Genomic DNA, 14,652 nt, shown 5'->3' on the forward strand with positions numbered 1-14,652 from the left:
CTATCTACCACCTCGCCCCCGCGCTTCGTGATTAGGCTGGTCAATCCAGCCCTCTCTCACGGAAGACGCCATGCCTGACACCAACCCACTCCTGCAACAATGGCAGTTGCCGCCCTGGTCGGCGATACGCGCCGAACATCTGCTGCCGGCAGTCGAGCGCATCGTTGCCGACAACCTGCTGGTTATTGAAAACGTCATCGCCACTCAAGTCGATCATCCCAACTGGGACGACGTGGTCATTGCCATTGATGAAGCCGATGCACGCCTGAATGAAACCATGGCGATTATCGAATTCCTTTCGGTCAGACATGCCGATGATCCCGAGTGGTTGGCGCAGGAAGCGCTCAGCACCCACGCTGCACAGCATTACAAGGCTGCGAAGGCCGGCAATCGACAGTTGCTCCAGGTTTATCAACGATTGGCACAGAGCTCCATAGCCGCCAGCTTCAGTGATGCACGCAAAGCCTCGCTGGCGAAAATCCTGCGCAGGTTTCACCTGGCCGGCAGCGAATTGTCGAGTGCGCAGCGCACGGATCTGACGCGATTGAACGGCGAAATCGATCTGCTGGAAAAGCGCTTCATGAGCAATCTCAGATCGGTCAACGCTGCATGGAGCAAGGACATCGACGATGCAGCGCTGTTGGCAGGACTGCCGGCCGAAACGCAGGCGCATCTGGCCGCCAATGCCAAGAATGCCGGGCTGTCCGGGTGGCGGCTGACACTCGATCAGAACACTTACGATCAGGTCATGAAGCGGGCGCGGCACCGCGGTTTACGTGAAGAGTGTTTCAAAGCCTGGTGCACCCGCGCTTCGGATCAGGGGCCATACGCCGGCCGCTTCGACAACGGACCGGTGCTGCACAAGCTGCTGGCGGCGCGTCATGCCAAAGCCCGTCTGTTGGGTTTCGACAATTTCGCTCAACTGCGACTGCTCGACCGCATGGCCGTGGATACTGACCAGGTCCGCCGTTTTCTGCAGCAGCAGATCGCCCTCAACGCAGCGGCGCTTGCGCGCGAAACCGATGACCTGCAAGCCTCTGCACGCCAGTACGGTATTGATCAGATAGAAGCGTGGGATCACGACTTCCTCGCCGAGCAATTGCGCTTGAAACAGTTGGGCGGCGAGGAGCAGGACCTGCGCCTGTTTTTTCCGCTGGACGCCATACTGCAGAGCCTGTGCCGCTTCAGTGAGCACATGTTCGGCATCAGGATCAGCGAAAACATTCGCCTGGAGACTTTCAACGAAAACGTGCGCCTGTTCGAAGTCAGCGAGCATGAGCAAGCGGTCGGCTTCATCTACATCGACCCGTTCCACCGCGCCGCTGGCGCCGACTACGCCTGGACAGGTGTACTGCGCAACCGACGGATCAATGCGGAAGGCCGGCCATCACTGCCGATAGCCTCGCTTCAATGCAATTACACGGCCGCCGCCGACGGGCTGAATCTGCTGGCACATCAGGATCTGCGCGTGCTGCTGCACGAATTCGGCCATTGCCTGCATCACGTGCTGACACATTCGCCGCACTACAATCTTTCCGGCATTTCGCAACTGAGCCGCGACGCTGCCGAGTTTGTCGGGCAGCTGTTCGAGAAATGGGCGCTATCCGGGCAATTCCTGCGCTGGCTGGGTACGCATCATCAGAGCGGTGAGCGCCTGTCGCAAACGCAGGCCGACGCCGCGTTTTCCACCACCGACATCCAGCGCAGCCGAGAGACGGCGATGCTGCTGCTGAGCGCGCTGTTCGACTTCGAACTGCATCGCAGTCACGGCGACGGTCGCACTGTTCAACAAGTGATGGCGGATGTGCAAAGCGCATTCCCGGGCCTGCATATTCCAGCCTACTGCCGCTTCGCCAACAGCTGCGATTATCTGGTCACCGGTTACGAGGCTTCGCTTTACGCCTACAAATGGTCGGGTGTGCTGGCGAGCGAGGCGTTCAAACGCTTCGAACGTGAAGGTCTGTTCAATGAACAGACGGGCCGGGACCTGCGCAAGCACCTGCTGTCGGGAGACAGACAGTCACTCCCCGCCGCGCTGCAAGCGTTCTTGGGTAAACCGATCGACAGCGCGCTGTTTCCTGCACCAGCCGATTGAGCTGATCAACGCTGGACGTGCGCCGAGTCGAACCAGCTCTTCATCGAACACATGGCGAATGCACTGGTGCTGCATTCGCCATTGATCAGGGCTTCGTGCAACCGATCGACATCGGCCTGCATCACGTAGCGCACGCTGTCGTGGAAATGCTGACTGTCACCAAAACCGCCCTCGGTCATTTCCTTGAGCGCCTGCTCTTTGCTCCAGCCCTGCACCACCACGCGGTACATCGCCGCCATCAGACCGGTGCGGTCAGAACCGTGCTTGCAGTGCATGAGCACCGGGCCGTCGGCTTCGGCGGACTGAATCGCGCGCAGAGCCTTGAGCACATCGCTGTCGTCGACGTGATTGGTGCGATACGGCAGTTGCACTTGCTTGATGCCCGGCGCGGAGAGCCAATCGCTATCAGCATCAGGCAGGAAGTTGATTACGGTGACGACATGCAGATCGTTCAACAGCGGCACCGCGCTGCGGCTGGGCAAGGCGCTGCGATACAGCGTCGGTGACATGCGGAACAGGTTGAACTGCGCCTCAACCGGCTGTGCCCACTCGGCCGGGCGAGATGCCGTGGCGTCGGCCGCCCGGGCTGCAATGCCATGCAACAGGGCAACAAGCGAAAAACATAACGCGGGGAAAAAGCGCACTCGAGACATGCTGGGCTGACCGTTTCGGCAATCTTCATTGAAGGAATTGCAGCTTCGCTTTTGAGCGGTCAACGCGCCGTGAGCCGGTCGTCAAAGAAACGTGAATCGTCGCTTCGCCGGGCTTTTTTCCAGGAAAACGGTTTTTCTTGATGCTTAGCCTGCTACCATTTGTCACATGATGTTGCAGACGTGGCGCCCTTTTTCGGGACAGCCCCTCGTCATCGCGACGCAAAATTCCTCGAGCTGCTCGCAGAAGCGGCTGACTTCTATGCCTGATGAGGTGCCCCCCATGTCTGATCAAGATCGAGACAACCCGCGGCGTGAGTTCTTGCGCAAATCCCTGACCCTGATTCCGGTGGTCACACTTGCCGGTACCGGCCTGGGCAGCAGCGTGCTGCAAGCCGCACCTGAAAGCACACCGGCGCCTGCCGCAGCAAAACCGGCCGCGGCTGGCGCCGGTGAGTATCAGCCGAGCTTTTTCACCGCCGAAGAATGGGCGTTCATCAACGCTGCCGTCGCCCAGTTGATCCCCAACGATGCGCAGGGCCCGGGCGCGCTTGAAGCCGGCGTGCCGGAATACATCGACCGGCAGATGAACACCCCGTACGCCGCCGGTGCCCTGTGGTACATGCAAGGCCCATTCAATGCCGACGCTGCGCCGGAGATGGGCTGGCAGAGCAAACTGGTACCCAAAGACATCTATCGCCTCGGCATCGCCGCCACGGATCAGTGGGTAAAAGGTCTCAGCGGTAAAACATTTGCCGAGCAAGACAGCGCTACCCGAGACGATTTGCTCAAGCAACTCGAAGCCGGCAAGCCGCAGTTCGATGCGGTGCCGGCGAAGATTTTCTTCAATCTGCTGCTGCAAAACACCAAGGAAGGTTTCTTCTGCGACCCGATCCACGGTGGCAATAAAGGCATGGTCGGCTGGACGATGATCGGTTTCCCCGGCGCCCGCGCCGATTTCATGGATTGGGTGGAACGCAACGAGCAATACCCCTTCCCGGCAGTGTCGATTCGCGGCGAGAGGGCGTAAGCATGGCAACGGTAATGAAGAAGGTTGATGCAGTCATCGTCGGTTTCGGCTGGACGGGGGCGATCATGGCCAAGGAACTCACCGAGGCGGGCCTCAACGTGCTGGCGCTGGAGCGTGGGCCGATGCAGGACACTTACCCCGACGGCAACTATCCGCAGGTGATCGACGAACTCACCTACAGCGTGCGCAAGAAACTCTTTCAGGACATCTCCAAAGAGACGGTGACCATTCGCCACAGCGTCAACGACATCGCCCTGCCCAACCGCCAGTTGGGCGCGTTCCTGCCGGGGAATGGCGCCGGCGGCGCCGGTCTGCACTGGTCGGGCGTGCACTTTCGCGTCGACCCGATCGAGTTGCGCATGCGCAGCCACTATGAAGAACGCTACGGCAAAAGCTTCATCCCCAAGGACATGACCATCCAGGATTTCGGCGTCAGCTATGAAGAGCTGGAACCGTTTTTTGACTTCGCGGAAAAAGTCTTCGGCACCTCCGGCCAGGCCTGGACGGTGAAAGGCCAACTGGTCGGTCAGGGCAAGGGCGGCAACCCATACGCGGCGGATCGCTCCAATCCATTTCCGTTGGAAGCGCAGAAGAACACCGTATCCGCACAGCTGTTCGGCAAAGCGGCTACAGAAGTCGGTTACAAACCCTACAACCTGCCTTCGGCAAATACCTCTGGGCCGTACACCAATCCCTACGGCGCACAGATGGGGCCGTGCAATTTCTGCGGATTCTGCAGCGGCTACGTCTGCTACATGTATTCCAAGGCCTCGCCGAACGTGAACATTCTGCCGGCGCTCAAGCCCCTGCCGAATTTCGAACTGCGGCCCAACTCCCATGTACTGCGGGTCAACCTCGACAGCAGCAAGTCCAAAGCCACCGGTGTCACCTACATCGACGGCCAGGGCCGCGAGATCGAGCAGCCGGCGGACCTGGTGATCCTCGGCGCGTTCCAGCTGCACAACGTGCGTCTGATGCTGCTCTCCGGGATCGGCAAACCCTACGACCCGATCAGCGGCGAAGGCGTGGTCGGGCGTAACTTCGCCTACCAGAACATGGCCACCATCAAGGCCTTCTTCGACAAGGACACCCACACCAACAACTTCATCGGCGCTGGCGGCAACGGCGTGGCGGTGGACGACTTCAACGCCGATAACTTCGATCACGGCCCGCACGGCTTTGTCGGTGGTTCGCCGATGTGGGTCAACCAGGCTGGCAGTCGACCGATTGCCGGCACCTCGAACCCGCCGGGCACGCCGGCCTGGGGCAGCGCGTGGAAACGCGCCACCGCCGATTACTACACCCACCAGGTGTCGATGGACGCCCACGGCGCGCACCAGTCCTACCGTGGCAACTACCTCGATCTCGATCCGGTGTACCGCGATGCCTACGGCCTGCCGCTGCTGCGCATGACCTTCGACTGGCAGGAAAACGACATCAAGATGAACCGCTTCATGGTCGAGAAAATGGGCAAGATCGCCCAAGCCATGGGCCCGAAAGCCATTGCGGTGATCGGCAAGCAGGTCGGCGACCACTTCAACACCGCCTCGTACCAGACCACCCACCTCAACGGTGGCGCAATCATGGGTACCGATCCGAAGACCAGCGCGCTGAACCGCTATTTGCAGAGCTGGGACGTGCACAACGTGTTCGTCCCGGGCGCCTCGGCGTTCCCGCAGGGCCTGGGCTACAACCCGACCGGACTGGTGGCGGCGCTGACCTACTGGTCGGCGAAAGCGATCCGCGAGCAATACCTGAAAAACCCCGGCCCGCTGGTGCAGGCTTAAGGAGCGATGACCATGAAAACTTTCGTTATCGCCACCCTCGCCCTGCTCGGCAGCACTGCAATTTATGCGGCCGATGTTGATCAAAATCTGATCAAACAAGGTGAATACCTCGCCCGCGCCGGTGACTGCGTGGCCTGTCACACCGCCAAGGGCGGCAAGCCGTTCGCCGGCGGGCTGCCGATGGAAACACCGATCGGCACGATCTACTCGACCAACATCACCCCGGATAAAACCGGCTTGCGCGATTACAGCTTCGAGGACTTCGACCAGGCCGTGCGCCACGGTGTGGCCAAAAACGGCAGCACGTTGTACCCGGCGATGCCTTACCCGTCCTACGCGCGGGTCAACCAGGCCGACATGCAAGCGCTGTACGCCTACTTCATGCACGGCGTCGAACCGGTGGCGCAGGAGAACAAGGCCAGCGACATTCCGTGGCCGTTGAGCATGCGCTGGCCGCTGATGGGCTGGCGCTGGCTGTTCGCACCGAAGGTCGAGGATTACCAGGCCACATCGGCCGATCCGGTGATCGATCGTGGCGCATACCTGGTCGAAGGCCTCGGCCACTGCGGCGCCTGTCACACCCCGCGCGCCCTGACCATGCAGGAAAAATCCCTGAGCGCGGCGGACGGCAGCGAATTCCTCGCCGGCAGTGCGCCGCTGGAAGGCTGGATCGCCAAGAGCCTGCGCGGCGATCACAAGGATGGCCTCGGCAGCTGGAGCGAAGAACAACTGGTGCAGTTTCTCAAGACCGGGCGCAGTGATCGCAGCGCAGTATTCGGCGGCATGAGTGATGTGGTCACCCACAGCATGCAATACATGAGCGACGCCGACCTCACCGCGATTGCCCGCTATCTCAAATCACTGCCGGCCAATGACCCGGCGGATCAGCCGCATCAGTACGACCAGAAAGTAGCCAAAGCGCTGTGGAACGGTGACGACAGCCAACGCGGCGCGTCGGTGTACATCGACAACTGCGCGGCCTGCCACCGTACCGATGGTCATGGCTACACCCGGGTGTTCCCGGCGCTGGCGGGCAATCCGGTGCTGCAGACGGATGACCCGACCTCGCTGATTCATATCGTGCTCAAGGGCGGGACTTTACCGGCAACGCACACCGCGCCATCGACCTTCACCATGCCCGGTTTCGCTTGGCGCCTGTCGGATCAGGAAGTCGCGGATGTGGTGAGTTTCATTCGTGGCAGCTGGGGCAACAAGGGTGCGCCAGTGAAAGCTGCCGATGTTGCCGAGTTGCGTACGGAGGATATGAAGCAGACCTCCGGTGACGATCTGGGCCAAGTGACGCAACACAACTGACCACTCGCCCGGCGGCACTAGCCAGATGAGGATCGCCTCGATACTGTGCGCATATACAGTATCGGGGCGTTTTCATGTCTATTCCATTGCCACCTCGCGGTCGCGGCACCGCAACCAACCCGCACAACCGCTTTGCGCCGAGTCGTTCGGTGGCCGAGGACGATGGCTGGTATCAGGAAGTGCCAGAGACGCAAAACACCGAAGTGATCATCGAGAAGGCCAAATCGATCATCAGCCGCAACACCTCGCCGGATCTGCCCTTCGACCGTTCGGTAAATCCCTATCGCGGCTGCGAACACGGCTGCATCTATTGCTATGCACGGCCCAGCCACGCCTATTGGGACATGTCACCGGGCCTGGATTTCGAAACCCGGCTGATTGCCAAGACCAATGCCGCCCAGGTCCTTGAGGAACAGCTGAGCAAACCCGGCTATCAATGTGCGCCGATCAATCTCGGCTCCAATACCGACCCGTATCAGCCCATCGAGCGCGAACACAAGATCACCCGTCAGACCCTGGAAGTGCTGCTGCGATACCGACATCCGGTGACCATCGTCACCAAAGGTTCGCTGATTCTGCGCGATCTCGATTTGCTGACCGAGTTGGCGCAGCAACGGCTGGTAACGGTGATGATCAGCTTGACCACGCTGGATGATGAACTCAAACGCATCCTCGAACCCCGCGCCGCTGCGCCCAAGGCACGCCTGCGCGCGATCCGGGTCATGCGTGAAGCAGGCATTCCGGTCGGCGTGCTGTGTTCGCCGATGATTCCGATGATCAATGACAGCGAAATCGAAAGCCTGCTCACCGAGGCCCACACCGCCGGTGCGCAAAGCGCCGCCTACATGATGCTGCGCCTGCCGCTGGAAGTCGCGCCGCTGTTTGAGGAGTGGTTGCAGGCGCACTATCCACAACGTGCCGCCCATGTGCTGAGCCTGATCCGCCAGAGTCGCGGCGGCGAACTCTACGACAGCCGTTTCGGTGCGCGGATGCGCGGCGAAGGACCGTTTGCCGACCTGCTCGCACAAAGATTTGCCAAGGCCATCAAAAAGCTTGGCCTGAACAAACGCGAGGGCTATAACCTCGACTGCTCGGCCTTCTGTCCGCCGGGTCGCCAGATGTCGTTGATTTAGCGACAATTGGCTTTGGGTTGACGGGTTGGAATCCTTCCGCCGAAACACGCCGGTCACGTTTTTTGTGACCTGGAACACACGTTCTAGAGCGTTTGATTCAGTTTCAGTTAAGTTTCGGCGGCTACCTTGTTCATCGAGTGACTGACGGGTCGGGATGACCCGGATGGTTTAAACAGCCACTGGCTTCATACCGGAATACCGGGGAAGACTCCCTGAATCCGCACAAGAGGATGAATCATGAGTGACAAGGATAAACAGTCGTTGGCTGCCTCGGCGCAAAGCCCTGAAGCACAATCCGCCGATGCAGCACTGCGACAGATCGTTGATGGCTTTTTACGCTTTCACCATGACGTTTTTCCGCAGCAGGAAGAACTGTTCAAGAAGCTCGCCACCGCTCAGGCGCCCAAGGCGATGTTCATCACCTGCGCCGACTCGCGCATCGTTCCCGAGCTGATCACCCAGAGCTCACCGGGCGATCTGTTCGTTACCCGTAACGTCGGCAACGTAGTGCCGCCCTACGGTCAGATGAACGGCGGCGTCTCCACCGCGATCGAATACGCGGTACTGGCGCTGGGCGTGCAACACATCATCATTTGCGGCCACTCCGATTGCGGCGCCATGCGCGCGGTACTCAACCCCGACAGCCTGGAAAAAATGCCGACGGTCAAAGCCTGGCTGCGCCACGCTGAAGTCGCGAAAACCATGGTGCACGACAACTGCAACTGCACCGACGAAAAAGACAGCATGCCGATCCTCACCGAGGAAAACGTCATCGCCCAACTGCAGCACTTGCGTACCCATCCTTCGGTAGCCTCGCGCATGGCGAACGGTCATCTGTTCATCCATGGCTGGGTCTACAACATCGAAACCAGCGAAATCAAAGCTTACGACGCGGACCAGGGTCGTTTCCTGCCTCTCGACGGCAGCCATCCGATTCCTGTGGCGACGCCCAAAGCGCGCTTCTAAATCTTCCCAACAATCTGTGTGGTATGACGCCGGCCGCTGATTCAGCGGCCCGGCCTCGCCACGCCTGAAGAAAACTTCGGGAGAATCGCCATGCGTGCGGCTCAATTGAAAGCTGTGTTGCCACGGGAGCTGCTCGCCTCCGTGGTTGTGTTTCTGGTCGCCCTGCCGCTGTGCATGGGCATCGCGATTGCCTCAGGGCTGCCGCCGGCAAAAGGTCTGATCACCGGCATCATCGGCGGTCTGGTGGTCGGTTGGCTGGCGGGGTCGCCGTTGCAGGTCAGCGGTCCGGCAGCGGGTCTGGCGGTGCTGGTTTTCGAGCTGGTGCGCCAGCATGGCATCGAGATGCTCGGGCCGATCCTGCTGCTCGCCGGTTTTCTGCAACTGGTCGCCGGGCGACTGAAGCTTGGCTGCTGGTTTCGCGTCACGGCGCCAGCGGTGGTCTACGGCATGCTCGCGGGCATTGGCGTGTTGATTGTGCTCTCGCAAATCCATGTGATGCTCGATGCCAAGCCGCAGCCTTCCGGGCTCGACAACCTCACGGCGTTCCCGGCGGCCGTAGCGCAAGCCTTGCCGTCGTTCGGCTGGCAGGCGGGTCTGCTCGGCTTGTCGACGATTGCGGTAATGTGGCTGTGGGAAAAATTCCGCCCGCATTCGCTGCGCTTCATTCCCGGCGCATTGCTCGGGGTGGGTCTGGCGACGGTGGCGAGCCTGATGCTGGCGTTGCAGGTCAAACGCGTCGAGGTACCGGCGAATCTGGCCGAAGCGATCGATTGGCTCAAGCCAGCCGACCTGATGAATCTGGCTGACCCGACGCTGCTGATCGCCGCGTTCGCCGTGGCGTTTATCGCCAGTGCCGAAACGCTATTGTCGGCGGCAGCGGTGGACCGCATGCACAGCGGCGTGCGTTCGGACTTCGACCGTGAACTGTCGGCGCAAGGTGTCGGCAACATGCTCTGCGGTCTGGTCGGCGCGCTGCCGATGACCGGGGTGATCGTGCGCAGTTCGGCCAACGTTCAGGCTGGTGCGACCACACGCTACTCGACGATTTTCCATGGCCTGTGGCTGCTGGCATTCGTGCTGTTGCTGTCGAGCGTGCTGCAAAGCATCCCGGTGGCAAGCCTGGCGGGGGTGCTGGTGTATACCGGCTTCAAACTGGTCGACCTGAAAGCTTTCCGTGGTCTGGGTCGGTACGGGCGGATGCCAATGTTCACCTACGCCGCTACAGCGTTGGCGATCATCTTTACTGACCTGCTCACCGGTGTGCTGATCGGCTTCGGTCTGACGATGTTGAAGCTGGCATTCAAGGCTTCGCGCCTGAAGATCAGCCTGATCGACTTGCCGCAGGACGGCGAGATGGAACTGCGTCTGGTTGGTGCAGCGACGTTCCTCAAAGTGCCGGCGCTGACTCAAGTGCTGGGCAGCATTCCCCACGGCACGACGGTGCATGTGCCGCTGAACAACCTCAGCTACATCGACCATTCGTGTCTGGAGTTGCTTGAGGAATGGGGCCGGGCGAATGCGGCGAAGGGGTCGAAGCTGTTGATCGAGTCGCGTGGGTTGAAGCGCAGGCTGGAAGGCCGCGTGCGGACCAATACCGGGATTGGTGCGGCGGGTTAGAACTCGACCTCAAAACGCAAACCCTGTGGGAGCGAGCCTGCTCGCGAAAGCGGTGTATCAGCCAACAGAGATGTTGAATGATCGACCGCATTCGCGAGCAGGCTCGCTCCCACATTGCATCTAGGGTGTATGAGGGTTATGCAGCAGGCTGGTCGAGTTCCAGACCCACACCCAACCGGCGGCCCATGCACGGCCAGCGTTTCCACGCCGCGCCAGTGTCCGGACTGCTGAGTTTTTCGCGGTAGGCTTCTACCGACTCCAAAGCAAAACTCTCTTCGTTGAGCATCTCGTCGATCGCGTGATGCACCGCTTCGTCCAGTTGGTTGGCGAATTCCTCACCGATCAATTGGTGAGCAATCAGGTTGGCGACCGTCATGTCCAAGGGGATCAATGGCTGGCCGAAATGCTTGATGTACAGGTCGTTGACCTCTTCGACAAAGCGGTGCGCCAGATAGGCCTCGTCGAGCAGACTGTCCAGGCCGACATGCCCGGCCATTATCGCCGGCGGCTGGAGGAAATACTGCTCGGCGATTTTCAGCACCGGTTTGATCTGCGATTCGATTCCCGCTTCCCTGGCGACTTCATTGGCTGCATCCAGCAGGTCCGGTACTTCATCGATGTAGGCGGCGACAAAACGCGTCAGCACGCCCTGGGCGTCGGCTTCCGGCAACTGGATCGCCGGGTGCAGGTGAGGCAGCTTGCTTTCCAGCTGACGGGTCAGCAGGCCGGTGTCTTTTTCGTGCTGTTGGGCTTTTTGGATCTGCTCGCGCAATGCGGCGGTGTTCATGAAAACTCCAGGAAACAAGGCAATGAAATAGGGAAGACATAACTTAGCTGGCTTACGAAAAACGCTAAGACGCATTTGTCATAATTATTTCATCCTTGATGCAGCTGCGTTATATCCATTCGCCACCACTCGTCTGCATCCTTCTCCATTCGGGCACTTGAACGCAAGCGCCGGGTGTTTCAGCTCATTTACGTGCCCGGGTTGCAATTCCCGGGCGCTGTCTATACTCGCCAATGAATGGAGTTAGCTGATGACGCCCGACTGCACCCGCAGCAAGGCCCGGCGATTCAAGTTCGTAGTCTGATGCAGCCGCTCCCTTGCCGCAGGCGATACGCCGGCGGGATAACAAGAACGATAAGGGGAACCCGCAATGATGCGACATCCACATGTCTGGATGGGCCTCCTGTTGTGGTCGATTTTCAGCCCGGCCAACGCGGCATGGACTGTGAATATGGCGCCTGGAGCGACTGAAATCAGTCACGCAGTATTCGACCTGCACATGACCATTTTCTGGATCTGTGTGGTGATCGGGATCATCGTCTTCGGCGCCATGTTCTGGTCGATGATGGTGCACCGCCGCTCTACCGGCCAGGTCGCGGCCAAATTCCACGAAAGCACCGGCGTCGAGATCATGTGGACCATCGTGCCGCTGCTGATCCTGGTGGCCATGGCCGTCCCCGCCACCGCGACGCTGATCAAGATGTACGACACCAGCGAGCCGGACATCGATATCCAGATCACCGGTTATCAGTGGAAGTGGCACTACAAATACCTGGGCCAAGACGTCGAGTTCTTCAGCAATCTGGCCACCCCCGCCGAACAGATTCACAACAAGGAAGCCAAGGGCGAGCATTACTTGCTCGAAGTCGACAAGCCGCTGGTGCTGCCGATCGGCGCCAAGGTGCGCTTTCTGGTGACCTCGGCTGACGTCATTCACTCCTGGTGGGTGCCGGCGTTTGCGGTCAAGCGCGATGCGATTCCCGGGTTCGTCAACGAAGCCTGGACGCGCATCGACAAACCCGGCCTCTACCGTGGCCAGTGCGCCGAATTGTGCGGCAAGGACCACGGCTTCATGCCGATCGTGGTCGAGGTCAAGGAGCAGGCCGACTACGAAAAATGGCTCGCCGAGCGCAAGGCCGAGGCCGCGCAACTTAAAGAACTGACCAGCAAAGAATGGACCCTCGACGAACTCAAGGAGCGCGGCGACAAGGTTTATCACACCACTTGCGTGGCCTGTCACCAGGCTGAAGGCCAGGGCCTGCCGCCGATGTTCCCGGCGCTCAAGGGCTCGAAAATCGCCACCGGGCCGATCAAGGATCACCTGAGCATCGTCTACCACGGCAAACCCGGTACCGCCATGGCGGCGTTCGGCAAACAGCTGTCAGAAGTCGATATCGCAGCGGTCGTGACTTACGAACGTAACGCCTGGGGCAACAACAAGGGCGACATGGTCACGCCAAAAGAAGTGCTGGAGCTGAAACAGGCGGAAAGCAAATGAGCCGGTCAATTGCGTATTCAGTGAACCGGTCGGGGCAGCGCGCTCCGGCCCGCCCCGTCCACTTTCGTGAAGGAGACCGGCCATGAGCGCTGTCATCGATGACCACGGTCACGCCGACCACGCCCACGGCCCCGCCAAAGGCCTGATGCGCTGGGTGCTGACCACCAACCACAAGGACATCGGCACGCTGTACCTGTGGTTTGCCTTCTGCATGTTCCTGCTCGGCGGCTCGTTCGCCATGGTCATTCGCGCCGAGCTGTTCCAGCCCGGCCTGCAGATCGTGCAGCCGGAATTCTTCAACCAGATGACCACCATGCACGGTCTGGTCATGGTGTTCGGCGCGGTGATGCCGGCATTCGTCGGCCTCGCCAACTGGATGATTCCGCTGATGGTCGGCGCGCCGGACATGGCCCTGCCACGGATGAACAACTTCAGCTTCTGGCTGTTGCCGGCGGCGTTTCTGCTGCTGGTCTCGACGCTGTTCACCCCGGGTGGCGGGCCAAATTTCGGCTGGACCTTTTATGCGCCGCTGTCGACGACCTACGCGCCGGAAAGCGTGACGTTCTTCATCTTCGCCATCCACTTGATGGGCATCAGTTCGATCATGGGCGCGATCAACGTAGTCGCGACCATCCTCAACCTGCGCGCGCCCGGCATGACCCTGATGAAAATGCCACTGTTCGTCTGGACCTGGCTGATCACCGCGTTTCTGCTGATCGCAGTGATGCCGGTGCTGGCCGGCTGCGTGACGATGATGCTCATGGATATTCACTTCGGCACCAGTTTCTTCAGTGCTGCCGGCGGCGGTGACCCGGTGCTGTTCCAGCATGTGTTCTGGTTCTTCGGCCACCCCGAGGTGTACATCATGATCCTGCCGGCGTTCGGCGCGGTCAGCCAGATCATCCCGACCTTCGCGCGCAAGCCGCTGTTCGGCTACACCTCGATGGTCTATGCCACGGCGAGCATCGCGTTCCTGTCGTTCATCGTCTGGGCGCACCACATGTTCGTGGTCGGCATCCCGCTGGTGGGCGAGCTGTTCTTCATGTACGCGACCATGCTGATCGCCGTGCCTACGGGTGTGAAAGTGTTCAACTGGGCGAGCACCATGTGGCAAGGCTCGATGACCTTCGAGACACCGATGCTGTTTGCCGTGGCGTTCGTCATCCTGTTCTCGATTGGCGGTTTCTCCGGGCTGATGCTGGCGATCGCCCCAGCGGACTTCCAGTATCAGGACACCTACTTTGTCGTCGCGCATTTCCACTATGTGCTGGTACCGGGGGCGATCTTCGGCATCTTCGCCTCGGCTTATTACTGGCTGCCAAAGTGGACCGGGCACATGTACGACGAAACCCTCGGCAAGCTGCACTTCTGGCTGTCGTTCGTCGGCATGAACCTGACCTTCTTCCCGATGCACTTCGTCGGTCTTGCGGGAATGCCGCGACGGATTCCGGACTACAACCTGCAGTTCGCCGATTTCAACATGGTCTCGTCGATCGGCGCATTCATGTTCGGCGCCACGCAGATTTTCTTCCTGTTCATCGTCATCAAGACCATCCGTGGCGGCGCACCGGCCCCGGCGAAACCGTGGGACGGTGCCGAAGGGCTGGAGTGGAGCGTGCCGTCGCCAGCGCCGTATCACACCTTCACCACGCCGCCGGAAGTGAAATGAACACCTGCTGTTTTTTGCAATGTGTGCAGAGGCACAGATCCCCAGTGGATGCTCACAGATCTCCTGTGGATGTACACAGATCCCCTCTCCACAAAAGCTTCACCGG

11 protein-coding genes are annotated in these 14,652 nt (G+C 60.2%); 9 read left to right on the forward strand and 2 right to left on the reverse strand.

The window, feature by feature from the left end:
- Window positions 1-70 precede the first annotated feature (70 nt).
- Window positions 71-2,095, forward strand: coding sequence for a M3 family metallopeptidase (locus tag D8U61_RS07615; RefSeq protein ID WP_130926703.1), 2,025 nt, complete (start codon window positions 71-73; stop codon window positions 2,093-2,095).
- 5 nt (window positions 2,096-2,100) lie between these two features.
- On the opposite strand, the gene D8U61_RS07620 is transcribed toward D8U61_RS07615, so the two are convergent.
- On the reverse strand, window positions 2,101-2,748 hold the full coding sequence (locus D8U61_RS07620) for a tyrosine-protein phosphatase (protein ID WP_073470771.1): 648 nt from the start codon (window positions 2,746-2,748) through the stop codon (window positions 2,101-2,103).
- Window positions 2,749-3,028: 280 nt separating this feature from the next.
- On the opposite strand from D8U61_RS07620, the gene D8U61_RS07625 reads away from it, so the two are divergent.
- The 6 genes from D8U61_RS07625 (at window position 3,029) to D8U61_RS07650 (ending at window position 10,592) form a co-directional block, all read left to right on the forward strand.
- Complete coding sequence (locus D8U61_RS07625) at window positions 3,029-3,775, forward strand: gluconate 2-dehydrogenase subunit 3 family protein (RefSeq protein ID WP_130899515.1); 747 nt, start codon at window positions 3,029-3,031, stop codon at window positions 3,773-3,775.
- A gap of 2 nt (window positions 3,776-3,777) precedes the next feature.
- Window positions 3,778-5,562, forward strand: coding sequence for a GMC family oxidoreductase (locus D8U61_RS07630; RefSeq protein ID WP_130926704.1), 1,785 nt, complete (start codon window positions 3,778-3,780; stop codon window positions 5,560-5,562).
- 12 nt (window positions 5,563-5,574) lie between these two features.
- The gene (locus D8U61_RS07635; RefSeq protein WP_130926705.1) at window positions 5,575-6,876 is read left to right on the forward strand and encodes a cytochrome c; all 1,302 of its coding nucleotides are present in this window, start codon (window positions 5,575-5,577) and stop codon (window positions 6,874-6,876) included.
- 74 nt (window positions 6,877-6,950) lie between these two features.
- Complete coding sequence (locus D8U61_RS07640; RefSeq protein WP_130926706.1) at window positions 6,951-8,009, forward strand: PA0069 family radical SAM protein; 1,059 nt, start codon at window positions 6,951-6,953, stop codon at window positions 8,007-8,009.
- Between the two features lie 237 nt (window positions 8,010-8,246).
- A complete protein-coding gene (locus D8U61_RS07645) occupies window positions 8,247-8,975 on the forward strand; it encodes a carbonic anhydrase (protein WP_016772323.1) in 729 nt (242 codons plus the stop codon).
- A gap of 90 nt (window positions 8,976-9,065) precedes the next feature.
- Window positions 9,066-10,592 (forward strand): SulP family inorganic anion transporter, encoded by a 1,527-nt coding sequence (locus D8U61_RS07650; protein ID WP_125927300.1) that lies wholly within the window; start codon window positions 9,066-9,068, stop codon window positions 10,590-10,592.
- A 136-nt stretch (window positions 10,593-10,728) separates the two neighbouring features.
- Here D8U61_RS07650 and D8U61_RS07655 read toward each other — a convergent pair whose 3' ends face one another.
- Window positions 10,729-11,379, reverse strand: coding sequence for a hypothetical protein (locus D8U61_RS07655; protein WP_016772325.1), 651 nt, complete (start codon window positions 11,377-11,379; stop codon window positions 10,729-10,731).
- Window positions 11,380-11,749: 370 nt separating this feature from the next.
- Here D8U61_RS07655 and coxB point away from each other — a divergent pair, with 370 nt between their 5' ends.
- Window positions 11,750-12,877, forward strand: coding sequence for a cytochrome c oxidase subunit II (gene coxB / locus D8U61_RS07660; RefSeq protein ID WP_016772326.1), 1,128 nt, complete (start codon window positions 11,750-11,752; stop codon window positions 12,875-12,877).
- Window positions 12,878-12,959: 82 nt separating this feature from the next.
- Window positions 12,960-14,546 carry a cytochrome c oxidase subunit I gene (gene ctaD, locus D8U61_RS07665; protein ID WP_016772327.1) on the forward strand — a complete coding sequence of 529 codons (1,587 nt, stop codon included), beginning with the start codon at window positions 12,960-12,962 and terminating at the stop codon, window positions 14,544-14,546.
- The last annotated feature ends 106 nt before the right edge of the window (window positions 14,547-14,652 follow it).

The sequence above is a fragment of the Pseudomonas sp. Sample_14 genome (assembly GCF_004307515.1).
GTDB lineage: Bacteria > Pseudomonadota > Gammaproteobacteria > Pseudomonadales > Pseudomonadaceae > Aquipseudomonas > Aquipseudomonas atacamensis.

Excerpts from the sequence above, each read along its gene's own strand:
- D8U61_RS07625 (WP_130899515.1), top strand. The coding sequence starts at position 3,029 with ATGTCTGATCAAGATCGAGACAACCCGCGGCGTGAGTTCTTGCGCAAA.
- D8U61_RS07620 (WP_073470771.1), bottom strand. The coding sequence starts at position 2,748 with ATGTCTCGAGTGCGCTTTTTCCCCGCGTTATGTTTTTCGCTTGTTGCC.
- D8U61_RS07650 (WP_125927300.1), top strand. The coding sequence starts at position 9,066 with ATGCGTGCGGCTCAATTGAAAGCTGTGTTGCCACGGGAGCTGCTCGCC.
- ctaD (WP_016772327.1), top strand. The coding sequence starts at position 12,960 with ATGAGCGCTGTCATCGATGACCACGGTCACGCCGACCACGCCCACGGC.
- D8U61_RS07635 (WP_130926705.1), top strand. The coding sequence starts at position 5,575 with ATGAAAACTTTCGTTATCGCCACCCTCGCCCTGCTCGGCAGCACTGCA.
- D8U61_RS07655 (WP_016772325.1), bottom strand. The coding sequence starts at position 11,379 with ATGAACACCGCCGCATTGCGCGAGCAGATCCAAAAAGCCCAACAGCAC.
- D8U61_RS07640 (WP_130926706.1), top strand. The coding sequence starts at position 6,951 with ATGTCTATTCCATTGCCACCTCGCGGTCGCGGCACCGCAACCAACCCG.
- D8U61_RS07630 (WP_130926704.1), top strand. The coding sequence starts at position 3,778 with ATGGCAACGGTAATGAAGAAGGTTGATGCAGTCATCGTCGGTTTCGGC.
- coxB (WP_016772326.1), top strand. The coding sequence starts at position 11,750 with ATGATGCGACATCCACATGTCTGGATGGGCCTCCTGTTGTGGTCGATT.
- D8U61_RS07615 (WP_130926703.1), top strand. The coding sequence starts at position 71 with ATGCCTGACACCAACCCACTCCTGCAACAATGGCAGTTGCCGCCCTGG.
- D8U61_RS07645 (WP_016772323.1), top strand. The coding sequence starts at position 8,247 with ATGAGTGACAAGGATAAACAGTCGTTGGCTGCCTCGGCGCAAAGCCCT.